Origin of the sequence: Streptomyces sp. NEAU-W12, assembly GCF_026242095.1 — a bacterium.
Classification (GTDB): domain Bacteria; phylum Actinomycetota; class Actinomycetes; order Streptomycetales; family Streptomycetaceae; genus Streptomyces.
The window spans coordinates 147,962-166,153 of the sequence record NZ_JAPJDM010000009.1 but is presented as its reverse complement, the minus strand read 5'-3'; the positions used below and the strand labels follow the sequence as shown (position 1 = coordinate 166,153).

Sequence of the window (18,192 nt, the reverse complement as noted above, 5' to 3'; positions counted from 1 at the left end):
AGGCCTCAGGCCCCCACTGCCCCGATCGCCTCCGCCGGCGCCGGTGTCCGTGCCGCGTCGTACCGCTGCACCAGCACCCGCGCCACCTCCGGCGCCGGGCCGAGGACGTCCGCCAGGACGTCCGCCAGGGCCGCGCCCCGTGCGATGCGGTCCGGAAGGAAGCCCGGAGCCAGCACGTACGGGGCCACGGCGACGCGTTCGCAGCCGAGGGCCCGCAGTTCGCGTACCGCGTCCTCGGTGCGGGGCAGGGATGCGGAGGCGAACGCAGGCCGCACGGCGCACCAACCGGTGTGCCGCCACTCCCGCGCGATTTCTGCGATCACTGCGATCGCCTCCGGGTCGGTGGACCCCGCCGAGGCCAGGACGACCCCGGTCGAGGACTTGTCGGCGGGCGTCAGGCCCGCCTCGTACAGCCGGCGTTCCAGCGCGGCCTGGAGCAGGGGGGACGGCCCCAGGACGTCCGCCTGGCGGACGCGCAGCCGCGCGTCCGCGTCCGCGAGGACCGCCGGGATGTCCGCCTTGGCGTGGAAGGCGCGGGTCAGCAGCAGCGGGAGGGCCACCACGTCGCGCACGCCCTCCGCCGCCAGGGAGTCCAGCACCCCCGGTACGGAGGGGACGTTGAAATCGAGGAATCCGGTCTCCACCCGCAGCTCCGGCCGCAGCGAGCGGACCCGCCGTACCAGGGCGTGCACGGTCGCCGCGTGCCGCGGATCGCGGCTGCCGTGGGCGATGACGAGAAGAACCGGACGGCGCATGATCGGATCAGTCCTTCCCCAGCAGGCCGCGGCTGCGCAGGACCCACCGCTCCAGCGGACTGAAGATCAGCAGGTCGATGGCGATACCGACGGTCAGGATCAGCAGGATCGCCTCGAACACCATGGCCATGTCGCTCGCGTTGCGGCCGTTCTCCAGCAGCTGCCCGAGGCCGATGCCGAGATCGGGGAACGACGCGATGATCTCCGCGGCCATCAGCGAACGCCAGGAGAACGCCCAGCCCTGCTTCAGACCCGCCACATAGCCGGGCAGCGCGGCCGGCAGCACGACGTGCCAGGTGCCCTTCAGTCCCGTCGCGCCCAGCGTGCGGCCGGCCCGCAGGAACAGCGGCGGCACCTGGCTGACGCCGGAGACCAGACCGTTGGCGATCGAGGGGACCGCGCCGAGCAGGATCACCGCGTACATCATCTGGTTGTTCAGGCCCAGCCAGATCACCGCCGGCGGCACCCACGCCACCGACGGCAGGGACTGCAGTCCGGACAGGATCGGGCCGATCGCCGCGCGCACGAACCTCACCCGCGCCACCAGCAGTCCCAGCGGCGTACCGATCAGCAGAGCGAAGAAGAAGCCGAGCAGACCGCGCGAGACGCTGGTCCAGATGTAGCCGAGCAGCTCGCCCTGGAGCCACGCGTCCCGGACGACGCCCCACACGGCGCCCGGAGGGGGCAGCTTGGTCGGGTCGTCGACGATCCTGAAGGAGACCAGCGCCTGCCACACGGCCAGCACCAGGGCGACGGCGACGACGGGCGGCAGGATCTTCTGGACGAAGGTCTGACGCCACGGCCTGCGGGTCTGCTGCCTCGTCTCCAGCGCGTCGAGGCCCGCTTCCAGACCGGCGAGGTCGTGCGTGTCCGTCTCGTCCTTCGCGGCCTTCGCGGTGGTTTCAGTGCTGGCCATGGCGGCGGATCTCCCCACGGAGTTGCTCGGTGATCTCGACGGACAGTTCCGCGACCGCGGTGTCCTCGATGCGGCGGGGGTGTTCGATGTCCACCGTCCACTCGTGGGCGATCCGGCCCGGCCGGGACGACAGCAGGACCACCCGCTGCGCGAGCCGGACGGCCTCGCGCACGTTGTGCGTGACGAACAGGACGGACAGCCGGCCCGCGGCGGAGCCACTGGTGTTCGCAGTGCGCCAGACCCGGGTCAGCTCGTCGTGCAGCACGTCCCGGGTGATGGCGTCCAGTGCCGCGAACGGCTCGTCCATCAGCAGCAGCCTGCTCTCCTGGGCGAGCGCACGGGCCAGCGCGACCCGCTGGCGCATGCCGCCGGACAGCTCGTGCACCCGCTTGCCGTGGGCGCCCTTCAGCCGGACCAGCTCCAGCAGCTCCTCGGCCCGGCCGCGCCGCTCCGCCTTCGGCACGCCCCTCAGCTTCAGGGCGAGTTCGATGTTCTTGCCCGCGGTCAGCCACGGGAACAGCGCGTGCTCCTGGAACATCAGCGCCGGGCGGCCGTCCGTGCTGATCGCGCCGGCACTGGGCGCGTCGAGGCCCGCGACCAGGTTGAGCAGCGTGGACTTGCCGCACCCCGAAGCCCCCAGCAGGGTGACGAACTCACCGGGCGCGACATCGAGCGTGATGTCGTCCAGCACGAGCTGCTGCCCGGCCGGGCCCGCGAACGACTTCGAGACATGCTCGATCCGGGCGGCGTGGGTGACCGCCTCGGTGCCGTCGGCGGCCTTGGCGAGGGTCGTGGCCATGGTCGTCACCTCCTGGGACGTTTCTTCGGGTTCCGGGATCAGCTGGTGCCGAGACCGGCGTCGTCGACGGCGGGTGCGCCCTCGGCCGCGAGGACCTTGTTGAGGAGTTCCAGGTCGTAGATGCCCTTCAGGTCGGGCCGCTCGAGCAGGCCCGCGTTCACGGCGTGCTCCGCCTGGGTGCCGAGGGTGGCGGCCAGCGGGTCGTCGGTGAACCGGATCGACTCCCATGCCGGGTCAAGGACGTCGGCGGGCAGCGCCTTGCCGGAGTCGGCCGCCAGCTGTTCGTTGGCGGCGGCCTTGGCCTCGTCCGGGTGTTCGTTGATCCACCGGTTGGTGGAGACCGACGCCTGGAGCACCGCCTCGACGGCCTTCGGGTGCTTCTCCAGGAACTCCTGGCGCACGACCAGGTTCGTGATGACGAACTTCTCGTCCGGCCACCGGGAGGCCTCGTCCAGCAGGACCTTCCCGCCCTCGGCGACCAGCTTCGACGCGGTGGGCTCCGGTACCCACGCGCCGTCGACCGACCCGGCCGCGAAGGCGTCCGGGGTGACCTTGTTGTCGCTGCGGACGACCGTGACGTCGCCCTTGCCGCTCTGCGCGTCGACCGTCCAGCCCTGCTCGGCCGCCCAGTCGAGGAACGCCACGTCCTGCGTGTTGCCGAGCTGCGGGGTCGCGATCCGCTTGCCCTCGACGTCCTCCAGGGACTTCACCCGGTCCGGGTTCACCACCAGCTTCACCCCGCCGGACGCCGAACCGCCGATGATCCGCAGGTTCCTGCCCCGCGACTTCGCCCAGCCGTTCACGGCCGGGGACGGCCCCATCCAGGCGATGTCGATGGAACCGGAGTTGAGCGCCTCGATCGCGGACGGCCCCGCGTTGAACACCGCGTACCGTGCCTCGGTCGCGCCGAGCTCCTTCTGGAAGAAACCCTTCTGCTTGCCCACCAGCGCGGTCCCGTGGGTCAGATTGCCGAAGTGGCCGAGCCTCACGGCGTCGAGACCGTCGGTCTTCCGGGCCCCGGCGGCGATCTCGACGCCGGGATCCTCCTTGGCCCGGGAGCCGTAGCCGCAGCCGGCCAGGACCAGCAGGACGACCAGCGCGGTCGTCGCGGCGAACGCGCGGCGCGGGGTGGCGGGGAAGGCAGACACGGGAGGTGTTCCTCTCGGTGGCCCGGCTCTCACGTACTCGGCTGGTCGTACTCAGCCGGCCGTGTCCGGGGGATCGGCGGGTTTTCGGCGGTGGCGGCGGTGGCGGCGGTGGACCAGGGCGGCACGCGAGCGGTGCGCGCGCTCCCGGTGGGCCGGGGGCGTCACCCGCATCGCGCGACCCCGCCCTGCCCGCTGCCGAGCTGCCCGCCGCCGATCCGGCCGCCCTCCTTGGCGAAGGTGGCGAAGGCGTCGGTGGCGGGCAGACCGGCCGGTTCGCGGGCCGGGACGCGGAGGTGCCGCATCGTCAGAAGTCCCATCCGTCGTCCTCGGCCGCGTCCTTGACCGGGGCCGGGGCGGCGAAGGACTCGCCGGCCATGCCCGCGGTGAGCGTGGTGCCGTCGCTCGGGTCGATCAGGATGAACGAACCGGTGCGCCGCGAGTCCGCGTACGAGTCGGCCGGCAGCGGCTCGGCGGTACGGATCTTCACCCGGCCTATGTCGTTGGCGACGAGCCTGCCGGGGTGCGGGTGCAGCGACAGGTCGTCCAGCGTCAGCCGGGCCGGGATGTCCTTCACGACCGCCTTGACCGTCCGGGTGCCGTGCTTGAGCAGCACCCGGTGGCCGACCGTCAGCGGCTGGTCGGCCACATGGCAGACGGTGGCCTCGACGTCCTGCGTGGTGGCCGGCGCGTCCTTGCTCGGGACGAGCAGGTCCCCGCGGGAGATGTCGATGTCGTCCGCCAGCAGCAGCGTCACCGACTGCGGCGTCCAGGCCGCCTCCACGGGCGTGCCCAGCAGGTCGATCCCGGTGACCGTCGTGGTCCGGCCGGACGGCAGCACGGTCACCTCGTCGCCGACGCGGAACGTGCCCGCGGCGATCTGGCCGGCGTACCCGCGGTAGTCCGGGTGTTCGGCGCTCTGCGGCCGGATCACGTACTGCACGGGCAGCCGGGCGTGGCAGTGCGCCAGGTCGTGGCTGACCGGCACCGTCTCCAGGTGCTCCAGCACCGTCGGACCGCCGTACCAGTCCATGTGCGCCGACGGCTCCACCACGTTGTCGCCGACGAGCGCCGAGATCGGGATCGCGGTGACCTCCGGGACGCCCAGCTCGGTCGCGTACGCCGTGAACTCCTCGGCGATCCGCGCGAACACGGCCTCCTCGTAGTCCACCAGGTCCATCTTGTTGACGGCGAGGACGGCGTGGGGCACGCGCAGCAGGGCGGCGATGGCCGCGTGCCGCCGGGTCTGCTCGACCACGCCGTTGCGGGCGTCGACGAGGATGACGGTCAGCTCCGCGGTGGAGGCGCCGGTGACCATGTTGCGGGTGTACTGCACATGGCCCGGCGTGTCGGCGAGGATGAACCGGCGCCGCGGCGTGGCGAAGTAGCGGTACGCCACGTCGATGGTGATGCCCTGTTCCCGCTCGGCCCGCAGCCCGTCGGTGAGCAGGGCGAGGTCGGGAGTCTCCTGGCCGCGGCTCGCCGACACCCGCTCCACGGCCTCCAGCTGGTCGGTGAGGACCGACTTGGAGTCGTGCAGCAGCCGGCCCACCAGGGTGGACTTGCCGTCGTCGACGGAACCGGCGGTGGCGAACCGCAGCAGGGTGGTCTCCGCGAGCGCCTCGCTCGTGATCGTGCTCATGTCTAGAAGTACCCCTCGCGCTTGCGGTCTTCCATCGCGGCCTCGGAGAGCTTGTCGTCGGCGCGGGTCGCCCCGCGTTCGGTCAGCCGGGAGGCGGCGATCTCGGTGATCACCTTCTCGATGGTGTCGGCCCCGGAGTCGACCGCGCCGGTGCAGGACATGTCGCCCACCGTCCGGTAGCGGACGAGCCGCCTCTCGACGCTCTCGCCGTCCTTCGGGCCGCCCCACTCGCCGGCGGTCAGCCACATGCCGCCCCGCTGGAACACCTCGCGGTGGTGGGCGTAGTAGATCTCCGGCAGTTCGATGTTCTCGCGGGCGATGTACTGCCACACGTCCAGCTCGGTCCAGTTGGACAGCGGGAAGACCCGGACGTGCTCACCGGGCGCGTGCCGGCCGTTGTAGAGGTTCCACAGCTCGGGCCGCTGGCGGCGCGGGTCCCACTGGGAGAACTCGTCGCGCAGCGAGAACACCCGCTCCTTCGCGCGCGCCTTCTCCTCGTCCCGCCGGCCGCCGCCGAACACGGCGTCGAACTTCTCGGCGGCGATCTTCTCGGTGAGCGGCACCGTCTGCAGCGGGTTGCGGGTGCCGTCGGGGCGCTCGCGCAGCACACCGCGGTCGATGTAGTCCTGCACGGAGGCGACGTGCAGCCGCAGCCCGTGCCGGGCGACCGTGCGGTCGCGGTAGTCGAGGACCTCGGGGAAGTTGTGCCCGGTGTCGACGTGCAGCAGCGAGAACGGGACCGGCGCCGGCGCGAAGGCCTTCAGCGCCAGGTGCAGCATCAGGATGGAGTCCTTGCCGCCGGAGAACAGGAGCACCGGGTTCTCGAACTCGCCGGCGACCTCGCGGAAGATGTGCACCGCCTCCGACTCGAGGGCGTCGAGGTGGGAGAGGGCGTAGGGGCCGGCCGCCCCGCCGGTGCCCTCGTCGCCGGTCGTGACCGTGGCCACGGTTGTCATACCAGTCCCCTTTCGCTCAGCAGGGCGTGCACCGCCGCGGCGGATTCCTGGACGGTCTGGTGCTGCGACTCGATGCGCAGATCGGGAGAGACGGGAGCCTCGTACGGGTCGTCCACGCCGGTCAGCCCGGTGAGTTCGCCCGCGGCCTGCTTCGCGTACAGGCCCTTCACGTCGCGTACGGAGCACACCTCGAGGGGAGTCGCCACGTGCACCTCGACGTACGACGTGCCGTTCGTCTCGTGCCGCCCCCGGACCGCGGCCCGGCTGTCCGCGTACGGCGCGATGACCGGGACGAGCGCGGTGACGCCGTTGCGGGCGAGCAGTTCGGCGACGAATCCGATGCGCTGCACGTTGGTGTGCCGGTCCTCGCGGCTGAAGCCGAGGCCCGCGGAGAGGAACTCGCGGATCTCGTCGCCGTCGAGCAGTTCGACCCGGCGGCCCTGCTCGCGCAGCCGGGCGGCCAGCTCGTGGGCGATGGTGGTCTTGCCTGCGCTCGGCAGACCTGTGAGCCAGACGGTGGCTCCGGTCGTCACGTCGGTCTCCTGGTTCGTAGAGGGCGAGGTGGGCCCGGTGCGGGGCCGCGAAGGCGTGGAGGGCTCGGTCATGTCAGCCGTGCAGTCCGCACTCGGTCTTGCCGCGGCCCGCCCAGCGGCCGGCCCGGGCGTCCTCGCCCTCCAGCACCCGGCGGGTGCAGGGGGCGCAGCCCACCGACGCGTATCCGTCCGTCAGCAGCGGGTTGGTGAGCACGCCGTGCTCGGCGACGTAGGCGTCCACGTCGTCCTGGGTCCAGCGGGCGATGGGGGAGATCTTCACCTTCCGCCGCTTCTCGTCCCAGCCGACGACCGGGGTGTCCGCCCGGGTCGGGGACTCCTCGCGGCGCAGCCCGGTCGCCCAGGCCAGGTACCCCCGCAGGCCCTCCTCCAGCGGCCGCACCTTGCGCAGGGCGCAGCACAGGTCGGGGTCGCGGTCGTGCAGCCTCGGCCCGTACTCGGCGTCCTGCTCGGCGACGGTCTGTCGCGGGGTGAGTGTGATGACGTTGACGTTCATCACGGCCTCCACGGCGTCCCGGGTCCCGACAGTCTCCTCGAAGTGGTACCCGGTGTCGAGGAACACCACATCCACGCCGGGCAGGGCGCGGGAGGCGAGATGGGCGACCACCGCGTCCTCCATGGAGGAGGTCACGCAGAAGCGCCCGCCGAAGACCCCGGCGGCCCACCGGAGGATCTCCAGGGCGGAGGCGTCCTCCAGGTCGCGGCCCGCCTGCTCGGCCAGCGCCTTCAACTCGTCGGTGGTGCGCTCTTCCTGAACCGCCGTCATGTCCGTTCCCCTCCTGTGCCCGTGCCCGTGCCTGTGCCCGTGCCCGTGCCCGGGTCCGGCCGGTCGAGCCCCTGGGCGAGCAGCCCGAGGAACTTCAGCCGGAAGGCCCGGTTGCACGCCCCGCACTCCCAGACCCCGTGCCCTTCCTCGCCGGGGCGCAGGTCCTCGTCACCGCAGTACGGGCAGTAGAACGGCGCGGCGCGCTCGCTCACGACAGGGCCTCCGCGTCCGCGCGGGCCGCCCACGTGGCGAACCGCTCGCCGTCCTCGCGCTCCGCCTCGAAACGCTTCAGGACCCGCTCGATGTAGTCCGGCAGCTCGTCCGAGGTGACCTTCAGGCCGCGCACCTTGCGGCCGAAGGACGGATCCAGGCCGAGCGCGCCGCCCAGGTGCACCTGGTAGCCGCTGACCTGCCGGCCCTCGGCGTCGGTGACCAGCTGGCCCTTGAGGCCGATGTCCGCGGTCTGGATACGGGCGCAGGCGTTCGGGCAGCCGTTGATGTTGATGGTGAGCGGCTCCCCGAAGTCGGGCAGCCGGCGCTCCAGTTCGTCGATGAGGTCGCTGCCGCGCTCCTTGGTCTCCACGATGGCGAGCTTGCAGAACTCGATGCCCGTGCAGGCCATCGTGCCGCGCCGGAAGGTCGACGGCCTGACCCGCAGGTCCAGCGCCTCCAGGGCGTCGACGAGCGAGTCCACCCGGTCCTGCGGCACGTCCAGGACGATCATCTTCTGCTCGACCGTGGTGGACACCCGTCCCGAACCGTGGTCCTCGGCCAGCGCGGCGACCTTGGTGAGCAGCGAGCCGTCCATCCGGCCCACCCGCGGCGCGAAACCGACGTAGAACCGGCCGTCCTTCTGGCGGTGCACCCCGATGTGGTCGCGCCACTGCTGCGCGGGCATCACCGGCGCCGGGCCGTCGGCCAGCCCGCGGCCCAGGTAGTCGTCCTCCAGGACCTGGCGGAACTTCTCCGGCCCCCAGTCGGCGACCAGGAACTTCAACCGCGCCCGGGTGCGCAGCCGCCGGTATCCGTGGTCGCGGAAGATGGAGATGACGCCCTCCCACACGTCGGGCACGTCCGTCTCGGGCACCCAGGCGCCCAGCCGCACACCGAACTTGGGGTTGGTCGACAGACCGCCGCCGACCCACAGGTCGAAGCCGGGGCCGTGCTCGGGGTGGACCACGCCGACGAAGGAGACGTCGTTGATCTCGTGGGCGACGTCCATCAGCGGGGAGCCGGAGACGGCCGTCTTGAACTTGCGCGGCAGGTTGGAGAAGCGCGGGTCGCCGATGTACCGGCGGGCGATCTCCTCCAGCGCCGCCGAGCCGTCGATGATCTCGTCCTCGGCGACCCCGGCGACGGGGGAGCCGAGCATGCCGCGCGGGGTGTCGCCGCAGGCCTCCGTGGTGGACAGGCCGACCGCCTCGAGCCGTTCCCAGATCGCGGGGACGTCCTCGATGCGGATCCAGTGGTACTGGATGTTCTGCCGGTCGGTGATGTCGGCGGTGCCGCGGGCGTACGTCTCGGCGATCTCGCCGATCACGCGCAGCTGCTCGGTGGTGAGCCGGCCGCCGGTGATGCGGACCCGCAGCATGAAGTACTGGTCCTCGAGCTCCTCGGGCTCCAGCACACCGGTACGGCCGCCGTCGATCCCGGGGCGGCGCTGCGTGTACAGGCCCCACCAGCGCAGCCTGCCGCGCAGGTCGTTGGGGTCGATCGAGTCGAAGCCCCGCTTCGAGTAGATCGTCTCAACACGTGTCCGTACGTTGAGACCGTCGTCGTCCTTCTTGAACTGCTCGTTGCCGTTGAGCGGGGTGAAGTGTCCCGCGGCCCACTGGCCCTCTCCGCGGTGGCGGCTCACCTTGCGGCGGGGGGTCGCGGCGGCAGGGTTCTGCGGGCTGGCGGCCATGGTTGATACGCCCTTCGGGACAGACGGGGATACGGCTCTGAACCGCGCATGACGGTGCGGGGGTGCGCGGCGCGTCATTGCGCGGGAGTTCGGTGGAGCGAGGAGGAACCGGACGGAACCATGCGGTACCGGTCGGGGTGGACCGGACCGGAGCGGACCGAAGGAGAACTGTCGGGTGCTGCTGAACGTGCTCTCAGCGCACCGGACAGATGGCGCTGGACATGCGGCCGAGGTCGACGTGCCGCCGACTCACCAAGGCGATTTCCGTTCCAGGCATGACGGAAGCGTGGCACGGAGATCTGGACACAGTCCAGCTTCGTCCATGATGCGGACGCCTTCGTCTCGACATGGGAGACGTAGGTGGTTTTGGTCACAGGCGGCGCGGGCGGTCTTGTCCGTGCAGCTCAGGAGGGGTACGTGCCGGGAACGCGTACGTGGGCGAGCGACGGGGACGCGGCGGAAGGGGCGGCGGAGGTGGCGGATGGCGTCCCGCCGGGTGGTGCGGCCGGTCAGGGCGCCGGAGCCGACCGGGCGGGGACGGCGGGGCGGGGACGGCGGCTCCGTCGGTCCGGGGGCCCGACCCTCCCGGCAGGGCGCCTTGCGGGCCGCCGCCTCTGCGGAGGTCGCCGAGGGCCTCGCACCGGAACGCGCAACGCTTCACCTCCCGCACCACGACACGGGACGCGGCCAGGGAACGGCGGGTCAGAGCGGGTGCGCTCCCGGCCACGGGCCCGGGGCGGCGACCTCGGGCTCGTCCTCGACCCTGGTGTCGAACAGCCGGAATCCCCGCCGCCGGTAGTTGTCCATCGCGTGCTCGCCGTCCTTGCTGCACGTGTGCAGCCAGACCCGCGCGGTCGGCTTGCGCCCCGGCCAACGCTCCGCCAGATCCCAGGCCCGCGCGACGCCGTGGGACAGCAGGTGCCCGCCGATGCGCCGGCCCCGGAAGGCGGGGAGCAGCCCGAAGTGGACGATCTCCACAACCCCGTCGTCCTGCGCCTGGAGCTCCACGTACCCCGCGGGGGTCCCCCGCTCGTACGCCACCCAGGTCTCCGTGCCCGGCCGCTCCAGGTGCTCCAGCCACCGCGCGTACGTCCAGCCCAGCCGGTCGGTCCACCGGATGTCACCGCCGACCGACGCGTACAGGAAACGGCTGAACTCCGGGGACGGCACCTCGGCGCGCACGACCCGTACGTCGCCCTCCGGCACGGCGGCCGGCAGGAGATCGGTGGGCGCGGTCTGCTCCAGGGACCAGGTGGTCACGGCGACGGTCGTCATGCCGGAAAGGGAACCATCCGGCGCGGACACCTGTCGAGTGCCCGGTCCGTGCGGTGCGGGCGGTCCGTGCGGTGCGGGCGGCGGCGGGCCCCTGGCCGGGTACAGCCGCCGGGGCCGGCGGTCGGGATCAGTCCAGCGAGCCGTCGACGGAGGTCAGGGGCAGGGCGAAGAGCATGCGGCCGGACTGGGACCACACCTCGCCGGTCTCCTGCCAGTAGGACAGGGACGCCGACGCGCCGCTCCAGCAGCGGTGCGTCTGGTCCGCCCCGCACCGGGTGGGCCGGGCCCCCTCCGTGTCCTGCCGCCACAGCGTCCCGCGCTCGTCCGACGTCCCGGTCACCCGGCCCAGGTACCAGCCCGACCCGTACGACAGCACACTGCGCACATGGGTCAGCTCCGTCTCGTACGCCGCGGCCGGGTCCACCTTCAGCAGGGGGTCCGTGGCCAGCAGTCCCGCGCGGGCCCCGCCGTCGTCGAACGCGTACCGCCACAGCCGGGTCGGCCCGTCGTGGTCCTCGGTGACCGCCTCGTGCGCGACCAGGCTGTCCGGCGCCGTGCTGCGGTCCAGGGAGATGCCGCCCGGCTGCGGGGCGGCCGCGTCGGCCGTCCGGTAGGCGGCGACGGCGGGCAGCACGTACCGCGCCCCCGCCGCCGACCAGCCGCCGGGCACCCGCCCGACCGTCGAACCGCCCACGGTGGCCCGCTGGACGCGGTCCACGTCGTACACGTACAGCGCGCTGCCGTCCCCCCGCCCTGCGGTGACCAGCAGCTTGTCCTGGTACCAGACCATGCCCGTCACGGGGGAGACCAGCCCGCGGTAGTCCTGGCCCCCGGAGACCGGGACGGCGAGCTGCGCCCAGGTGTAGCGGAGGTCGTCGGGGTCACCGGCGTCGATGAACGCGACCCGCGCGAGTCCCTGCCCCGCGCCGGCACCCGTCACGGCCGGGTCCTGCGCCGCGGTGCCGTCCGCCTCGGTGCCGCCCTGGCTCCAGGCGGAGAGCACCACCCGGTCCGGGCCCCAGTGCCCGTCGTCGTCCGCGTCCCCGGAGGTGGTGACGGCGCCGGGACGCCAGCCCTCGACGTCGGCGCCGTCCCAGCAGTACGCGCGCGTGGCGGCGGGCTCCAGAGGCAGCCCGCGCCGGTCCTCGTCCGTACAGGATTCCGCGTCGCGCAGGGAACCGTCGGTGTCGTCGAGCACGGCCCCGACGCCGACGGGCCGCCCCATCTCGGAGGAGAGCCGGTCGAGCCACTCCGGTGGCACACGGGTCTCGGACAGCCGCAGCGGTGCGGTCTCGGCGGCCCTGGTGAGCGGCTTCAGCGCCCCGGGGTCGTCGGCGTCGGTGGCCTGCGACGTACTGATCATGGTGGCCGCCGCGGTGAGCGCGAGCGCGGTTCCGGCCAGCGTCGCCCGCAGCGCCTTGCCCCGCCTGCGCCGACGGTGTCTGCCGCGATGCTTCATAACGTCCTCCCGAGGCGAGCCAACTGCGTCCGGCGATCCGACCGTTGACCTTCCGACCGATGACCGTCGACCGTGGAGCAGGTGAGGGTGGCCCGTGGGGCGATGCTACGGCAGACAGCCCCGCAGGGGGTGGAGACCCCGCACATCCGCAGAACGAGCGGCCCGGCGCACGGTGATGTGCCGTGCCGGACCGTCAGGGCCCGGCCCTTCCGGGCCGGGGGCCGGGCGGACTCTCCGGGCCGCGGTGCCGGCCCTCTCTCACCGTCGGGTGCCGGCGGCCGTCGCCCAGCGCCGGGGCCGTCGAGTGCGGCAGCAGGTCACGCGGGTCCTCCGGGAGCAGGACGTCGATGTCGGCGCCCTCCGTGAACCGGTACGGCCGGTGCTCCAGCAAACCCCCCAGATAGCGCCGCACCCTGGACAGCTCGGCGCGCACCGTCACCGTACGGGCCGGGTCCCCGAACACGTCCTCGGCCAGGCCCGCGGCGCTGCGGCCGGCCCGGTGCACGGCCAGCAGATACAGCAGTTCGGCATGGCGGGGGCTCAGCCTCCGGGACCAGGAACCCGCGCCGCCGGACACCGCCAACGACGCGCCGCGCGGCTCCCGCAGATCCAGCACGACGCGGCTCGCCGCGCGGGACACCGGCCCGTCCGCCGCCCGCACCAGCCAGCCCCCGGCCAGCGGCTCCAGGGAGCACCGGCCCAGCGTCGGCAACCACCGCGTCCCGGCCGACAGCGCGTCCGGCAGCGCCAGCCGTCTCGTGTACGGCATGCCGGTCACCGCGGCCGTCCACCCGTGCCGGTCCACCACCAGGGCCCGTCCGCCGGTCCGGGCCAGCACCGGCGCCGCCACCGACCGCAGCCGTTCCAGCGACTCCAGGTGGTGTTCCCGGAGCCGGGCCTCGGCGAGCTTGGCCACCGAGCCGACCCAGGCCAGCGTGGACGGATGCACCGTCTCCAGCGGCCCGCTCACATCCACCACGCCGATCAGCCGCCCGTCCCGCGGATCGGTCAGGGGCGCCCCCGCACACGTCCAGGCGGCGTGCGACCGTACGAAGTGCTCGGCGGCGAACACCTGCACCGGCCGCCGGGTCACCGCCGGGGTGCCCACACCGTTGGTGCCCACGACGTCCTCGCGCCAGTCCGCACCCACCGCGAAACCGAGGTCGTCCGCCTTGCGCAGGACCGCCGGGCTGCCCTCCCGCCACAGCACCCTGCCGTCCGCGTCGGCCACCACCATGATGTGACGGCCGGCGTCCGCGAACGGCAGCAGCCCTTCCCGTAACACCGGCAGCACATGCCGCAGCGCCGAACCCTCCCGCCGCCGCTGTACCTCCGCGCGGGACAACAGCCCGGCCCGGACGTCGTGGTCCGGGTCGACGCCGCTGCGCAGCACCCGCTCCCAGGACTCCTCGATCACCGGCCGGGGCGCCATGGGCGCGCGCTGCCCGGAGAGCGTCGCGGAGCGGACCTCACTCAGCAGCCTGACCGCGCGCGTCGTGTCCACGCCGGCCAGATGCCTCACGTCCATCGGTGAGAGCGGCACTGGTCCTCCCGGGGAGAGACTCGGAGGACAGCACGCGGCCCACCGGCCGCGCCCCCGAGATCCGTTCTGGCTGTCGTCGGTCCATAGTGCCGTGCGTCCCCGGCGGGACCGTTCACCACGGACACAGACAGCGGCAAGTTGCAACCCCCTGCAACCCTGGCGGACCGGCCCGCGCTGTTCGAAACTTGAGCGACGCCGTCCCGAGCGGCGTCCACGGCTCCCAGGGGCCTGTGCGGCGGGGGTGGTGCCGTGTCGGCGCAGCACCACCCCCGCGTCACCACCGGGTCGTCGTGCGAGGGCGTCGAAACCGTTCCGTACGAGCCGGGCTGTCCGGGCAGGAGCGTCCCGGCCCGGGCGTCCGCCCGATCCGCCACCGGAGAGCTGCCGACGGACAACTGCTGTCGTCTCGCACCCGCTGCCGTCCCGCACCCGCTGCCGTCCCGCCCCGGGTCGGCTCACACCGGGGCCGGCCCCCGCCGCCTCACACCTCCGGCCGGGCCCGTTCCACCACCGTCGCGAGGTCGAGGGTGTGCGGCAGCGTCCCGAAGGCCGCGCCCCCGTCACCGCCCAGCCGTGCCGCGCAGAACGCGTCGGCGACCTGCGGCGGCGCGTACCGCACCAGCAGCGAACCCTGGAGCACCAGCGCGAGCCGTTCCACGAGCCGCCGCGCACGCCCCTCGGCACCCTCCAGGTCGGCCAGTTCGGCCAGCAGGTCCTTGATCGCGCCGTCCAGCCGGTGATCGGCCCCGCGTGCCCGCCCGACCTCGCCGAGGTACGCGTCCAGCACCTGCGGGTCCCGGTTCAGCGCGCGCAGCACGTCCAGCGCCTGGACGTTGCCCGCACCCTCCCACACCGAGTTCAGCGGGGACTCGCGCACCAGCCGGGGCATCCCCGACTCCTCCACGTACCCGTTGCCGCCCAGGCACTCCGCCGCCTCCACCGCGAGGGGCGCACACCGCTTGGTCACCCAGTACTTGGCGGCCGGCACCGCGATCCGCAGTAGCGCCCGCTCCCGCTCGCTCCCGTCGTCACAGGCGGCGGCCAGCCGCAGCGCCAGCGTGGTGGCCGCCTCCGACTCCAGGGCGAGATCGGCCAGGACGTTGCGCATCAGCGGCTTGTCCACCAGCTTGCCGCCGAACGCCTCCCGGTACGTGCAGTGGTGCACCGCCTGCGCCACGGCCTGCCGCATCAGCCCCGCCGAGCCCAGCACGCAGTCCAGCCGGGTCGCCGCCACCATCCCGATGATGGTGCGCACCCCGCCGCCCTCGTCCCCGACCCGCCGCGCCCACGTCCCCGCGAACTCGACCTCCGAGGACGCGTTGGACCGGTTGCCCAGCTTGTCCTTGAGCCGCTGGATCAGGAACACGTTGCGCGAGCCGTCCTCGAGCACGCGCGGCACCAGGAAACAGGTGAGCCCGCCGGGCGCCTGCGCCAGCACCAGGAACGCGTCCGACATCGGGGCCGAGCAGAACCACTTGTGTCCGGTCAGCTCGTACGTCCCGTCCTCGGCCAGCGGCCGCGCGGACGTGGTGTTGGCCCGTACGTCGCTGCCGCCCTGCTTCTCCGTCATGCCCATCCCGAAGAGCACGCCGGACTTCTCGTGGGCGGGTCGCAGCGCCCGGTCGTACACCGCCGACGTCAGCCGCGGCTCCCACTCGGCGGCGAGCGCCGGGTCCGCGCGCAGGGCGGGCACGGCCGCGTGCGTCATCGACAGCGGGCAGCCGTTCCCGGCCTCCACCTGCGACCACACCACGAACCCCGCGGCCCGCCGCACATGCCCGCCCGGCCGCGCCCACGCGCCCGTCAGACCCGCCGAGACGCCCTTGCCGAGCAGCCGGTGCCAGGCGGGATGGAAGTCGACCTCGTCGATCCGGTGCCCGTACCGGTCGTGGGTGCGCAGCCGGGGCGGGTTCTCATTGGCCTGCGCCCCCCATTCCTGCACCTGGGCGGAGCCGGAGGTGTGTCCGAGCGCCGACAGCTCGGACAGGCCCTCGTCCCGCAGCGACGGGTCCAGATGCCGTTCCACGGCCTCCGTCAGCGCCCGGTCGGCGGTGAACACGTCGTACTGCGCCAGCGGCGGGGTCTGGTTGGTCACGGTGTGCGTGGTGCCTGCCATGAACACGAACCTACCCGGCACCGCCCTGCGCATCACTCCTCTGCATCACTCCTCCGCGTCACCTCTTCACATCGCTCCTCGGCATCACCCGGCGGGCGTCCCGCGTCCACTCCGCGTCCACCCCGAGACCCTTCGGGTGAGGCCGACCAGGCACGACGGATACCTTTGGTCCGTGCAGCCAGCAAGCGATTCCCCCGACGCGCCCTCCGGCCGACTTCACCGGGCCCGGGCCCTGTACCGCAATGTCTCCAAACGCAAGACCGCATGGCTGCTGCTCAAGGACACCGTCAACTCCTGCATGGAGTACCGGATCCTGGGCCTCGCCGCGGAGGCGGCCTTCTTCACCCTGCTGTCGGTGCCCCCGCTGCTGCTCAGCCTGATCGGCCTGCTCGGCTACGTCGACACCTGGACCGGTGCCGAGACCACCCAGAGCGTGCGGACCAACATCATCGAGGCCTCCCGCGCGGTGCTGTCCGACCGGGGCGTGAGCCAGATCGCCGAGCCGATCCTGGACGACGTGATGGAGGGCGGCCGGCCCGACGTCATCTCCCTCGGCTTCCTCCTCGCCGTCTGGTCGGGCTCCCGCGCGGTGAACGTCTTCATCGACACCATCACCGTCATGTACGGCCTCGACGGTGTGCGCGGCATCGTCAAGACCCGGCTGCTGGCCTTCCTGCTGTTCATCGTCGCCCTGCTGATCGGCTCGGTCGCGCTGCCCCTCATGGTGGCCGGCCCCGACGCCGTGGTCAGCGTCGTCCCCTGGTCGACGACGCTCGTGCAGATCCTCTACTGGCCCGTGGTGATCCTGCTGTCCGTGGCCTTCCTGACCACGCTCTACCACGTCTCCGTGCCCGTGCGCTCCCCGTGGATCGAGGACGTGCCCGGCGCGCTGGTCGCCCTCGCCATGTGGGTGTTCGGCAGCTTCCTGCTGCGGATCTACCTGACCAGCACCATCGAGGGCCCCACCATCTACGGCTCCCTCGCCGCCCCCGTCGCCGTCCTCCTGTGGATCGGCGTGGCCGCCTTCGCCGTGCTCGTCGGGGCCGCGGTCAACGCCGCGATCGACCGGGTCTGGCCGGCCGCCGCGACGGCCGCCGCCCGCGAGGCGAACGAGCGGCTGCGGCAGGAGCAGGTCGCCGAGTACGTCGCCCGCACCTCCGCGGCGGCCGGTGAGGAGGCCGACCCCGACATGCCCTCCGAGTTCCCCGAACGCTGGTCCCGCTTCCTGCCCCCGGAGGAGGTCACGGCCCGCCTGCGCACCCACGCGAAGAGCAGCCACCACCCCCAGCCGAGGAACGGGGAGGGGGCGGGGGACCAGGAGCCACCGCCCGACGAGGGCAAGTAGAGCGGGGCGGGCCGGGGGCGGACCGACGGCCCAAAACACCTCGCCGGGGCCGGACTCACACCGCCCGCCAGGTCCCCGCGGCCGCCTCCTCCCGTACGAAGTCCGAGAAGTCCCGCGGCTCCCGGCCGCCCAGCACCTGTCGCACCACCTCGTCCTCCACCTGCGCGTTGCGGCCGTCGAGGAGGGTGCCGAACACCTCGGTGAGGAACCCGGCCTCCTCGGGCGCCACCCCGAACCCGGTGAGCGCCTCGCCGTAGTCCCGCGCGGACACCGCGCGGTACGTCAGTCCCCGTCCCGTCGCCCGCGCGATCTCCGCGACCGCCTCCCCGAACGTCAGCAGCCTCGGCCCCGTCACGGTGAGGCTCCGCCCGGTGTACCGCTCCCCGCCGGTCAGCGCGGCGACCACGACCTCCGCGATGTCCCGCGCGTCCACGAACGGCTCCGGCACCCCACCGGCCGGGAACACCAGTTCCCCGGTCCGGCGCAGCTCCTCCACCAGCGGCCCCTCGCTGAAGTTCTGCGCGAACCAAGCCGCCCGTACGACGGTCCAGTCCGCGCCCGACGCCCGCAGCGCCTCCTCCGTGGGCAGCGCCTGGTCCTCGCCCCGCGCGGACAGCAGCACCAGCCGCCGCACGCCCAGCCCGAGCGCCTGCTCGGCGAGCGCGCCGACCGCCTCGGCGGTCCCCGGTGCGCCCACGTCCGAGGGGTGCACCAGGTAGGCCGCGTCGGCGCCCCGCAGGGTGTCCGCCCAGGTCGTACGGTCCTCCCAGTCGAATCCGGTGGCCCGGGACGCCGCCCGCACCACGAGCCCCGCCGCCTCGGCCGCCCGCGCCACCCGGCTTCCGGTACGCCCCCGTGCCCCGGTGACGACGACGGTCGGGTTCCCCGCGCCCTCCATGTCCCCCGTGCCCCCCGTCTTCGTCGTGCTCGTCGTGCTCTTCGCGTCTGCCGTTCGCTGTGTCATGCGAACGAGTCAACTGCCCCCAGCCCGCCCACACCATCGCCGAACGGCTCGTTC

At 73.1% G+C, this 18,192-nt stretch carries 18 protein-coding genes; 1 reads left to right on the top strand and 17 read right to left on the bottom strand.

Annotation, left to right across the window (positions count from 1 at the left end):
- Positions 1-5: 5 nt before the first annotated feature.
- The 16 genes from ORI94_RS13550 to ORI94_RS13480 form a co-directional block, all read right to left on the bottom strand.
- Positions 6-755 carry a sirohydrochlorin chelatase gene (locus ORI94_RS13550; protein ID WP_266074889.1) on the bottom strand — a complete coding sequence of 250 codons (750 nt, stop codon included), beginning with the start codon at positions 753-755 and terminating at the stop codon, positions 6-8.
- A 7-nt stretch (positions 756-762) separates the two neighbouring features.
- The gene (locus tag ORI94_RS13545; RefSeq protein WP_266074887.1) at positions 763-1,671 is read right to left on the bottom strand and encodes an ABC transporter permease; all 909 of its coding nucleotides are present in this window, start codon (positions 1,669-1,671) and stop codon (positions 763-765) included.
- A complete protein-coding gene (locus ORI94_RS13540; RefSeq protein WP_266074885.1) occupies positions 1,658-2,470 on the bottom strand; it encodes an ABC transporter ATP-binding protein in 813 nt (270 codons plus the stop codon). Before ORI94_RS13540 ends, ORI94_RS13545 begins: the two co-directional genes overlap by 14 nt.
- A 38-nt stretch (positions 2,471-2,508) precedes the next feature.
- Complete coding sequence (locus tag ORI94_RS13535) at positions 2,509-3,618, bottom strand: aliphatic sulfonate ABC transporter substrate-binding protein (RefSeq protein ID WP_266074883.1); 1,110 nt, start codon at positions 3,616-3,618, stop codon at positions 2,509-2,511.
- A 161-nt stretch (positions 3,619-3,779) separates the two neighbouring features.
- Positions 3,780-3,935, bottom strand: coding sequence for a hypothetical protein (locus tag ORI94_RS13530; RefSeq protein WP_266074881.1), 156 nt, complete (start codon positions 3,933-3,935; stop codon positions 3,780-3,782).
- Positions 3,923-5,257 carry a sulfate adenylyltransferase subunit 1 gene (locus ORI94_RS13525; RefSeq protein ID WP_266074879.1) on the bottom strand — a complete coding sequence of 445 codons (1,335 nt, stop codon included), beginning with the start codon at positions 5,255-5,257 and terminating at the stop codon, positions 3,923-3,925. Before ORI94_RS13525 ends, ORI94_RS13530 begins: the two co-directional genes overlap by 13 nt.
- A 2-nt stretch (positions 5,258-5,259) precedes the next feature.
- Entirely contained in the window at positions 5,260-6,213 is a 954-nt protein-coding gene (gene cysD, locus ORI94_RS13520) for a sulfate adenylyltransferase subunit CysD (RefSeq protein ID WP_266074877.1), read from the bottom strand.
- Positions 6,210-6,746, bottom strand: a complete 537-nt coding sequence (cysC, locus tag ORI94_RS13515; protein WP_042164224.1) for an adenylyl-sulfate kinase — start codon at positions 6,744-6,746, stop codon at positions 6,210-6,212. Before cysC ends, cysD begins: the two co-directional genes overlap by 4 nt.
- Positions 6,747-6,819: 73 nt before the next feature.
- Positions 6,820-7,530, bottom strand: coding sequence for a phosphoadenylyl-sulfate reductase (locus ORI94_RS13510; protein WP_266074871.1), 711 nt, complete (start codon positions 7,528-7,530; stop codon positions 6,820-6,822).
- Positions 7,527-7,742, bottom strand: coding sequence for a hypothetical protein (locus ORI94_RS13505; RefSeq protein WP_266074868.1), 216 nt, complete (start codon positions 7,740-7,742; stop codon positions 7,527-7,529). Before ORI94_RS13505 ends, ORI94_RS13510 begins: the two co-directional genes overlap by 4 nt.
- The gene (locus ORI94_RS13500) at positions 7,739-9,436 is read right to left on the bottom strand and encodes a nitrite/sulfite reductase (protein WP_266074866.1); all 1,698 of its coding nucleotides are present in this window, start codon (positions 9,434-9,436) and stop codon (positions 7,739-7,741) included. Before ORI94_RS13500 ends, ORI94_RS13505 begins: the two co-directional genes overlap by 4 nt.
- A gap of 193 nt (positions 9,437-9,629) precedes the next feature.
- Complete coding sequence (locus ORI94_RS35515) at positions 9,630-9,713, bottom strand: putative leader peptide (RefSeq protein ID WP_416237821.1); 84 nt, start codon at positions 9,711-9,713, stop codon at positions 9,630-9,632.
- 425 nt (positions 9,714-10,138) lie between these two features.
- Positions 10,139-10,711 carry a GNAT family N-acetyltransferase gene (locus ORI94_RS13495; protein WP_266074865.1) on the bottom strand — a complete coding sequence of 191 codons (573 nt, stop codon included), beginning with the start codon at positions 10,709-10,711 and terminating at the stop codon, positions 10,139-10,141.
- A 127-nt stretch (positions 10,712-10,838) separates the two neighbouring features.
- Positions 10,839-12,170: a hypothetical protein gene (locus ORI94_RS13490; RefSeq protein ID WP_266074863.1), complete on the bottom strand. Its 1,332-nt coding sequence runs from the start codon at positions 12,168-12,170 to the stop codon at positions 10,839-10,841.
- A 193-nt stretch (positions 12,171-12,363) separates the two neighbouring features.
- Positions 12,364-13,698: a GAF domain-containing protein gene (locus ORI94_RS13485; RefSeq protein ID WP_266074861.1), complete on the bottom strand. Its 1,335-nt coding sequence runs from the start codon at positions 13,696-13,698 to the stop codon at positions 12,364-12,366.
- 496 nt (positions 13,699-14,194) lie between these two features.
- Positions 14,195-15,829 carry an acyl-CoA dehydrogenase family protein gene (locus ORI94_RS13480; RefSeq protein WP_266074859.1) on the bottom strand — a complete coding sequence of 545 codons (1,635 nt, stop codon included), beginning with the start codon at positions 15,827-15,829 and terminating at the stop codon, positions 14,195-14,197.
- A 172-nt stretch (positions 15,830-16,001) separates the two neighbouring features.
- Here ORI94_RS13480 and ORI94_RS13475 point away from each other — a divergent pair, with 172 nt between their 5' ends.
- A complete protein-coding gene (locus tag ORI94_RS13475) occupies positions 16,002-17,174 on the top strand; it encodes a YihY/virulence factor BrkB family protein (RefSeq protein ID WP_266074857.1) in 1,173 nt (390 codons plus the stop codon).
- Positions 17,175-17,229: 55 nt separating this feature from the next.
- On the opposite strand, the gene ORI94_RS13470 is transcribed toward ORI94_RS13475, so the two are convergent.
- Positions 17,230-18,072, bottom strand: coding sequence for an SDR family oxidoreductase (locus tag ORI94_RS13470; RefSeq protein ID WP_266075060.1), 843 nt, complete (start codon positions 18,070-18,072; stop codon positions 17,230-17,232).
- Positions 18,073-18,192: the final 120 nt, after the last annotated feature.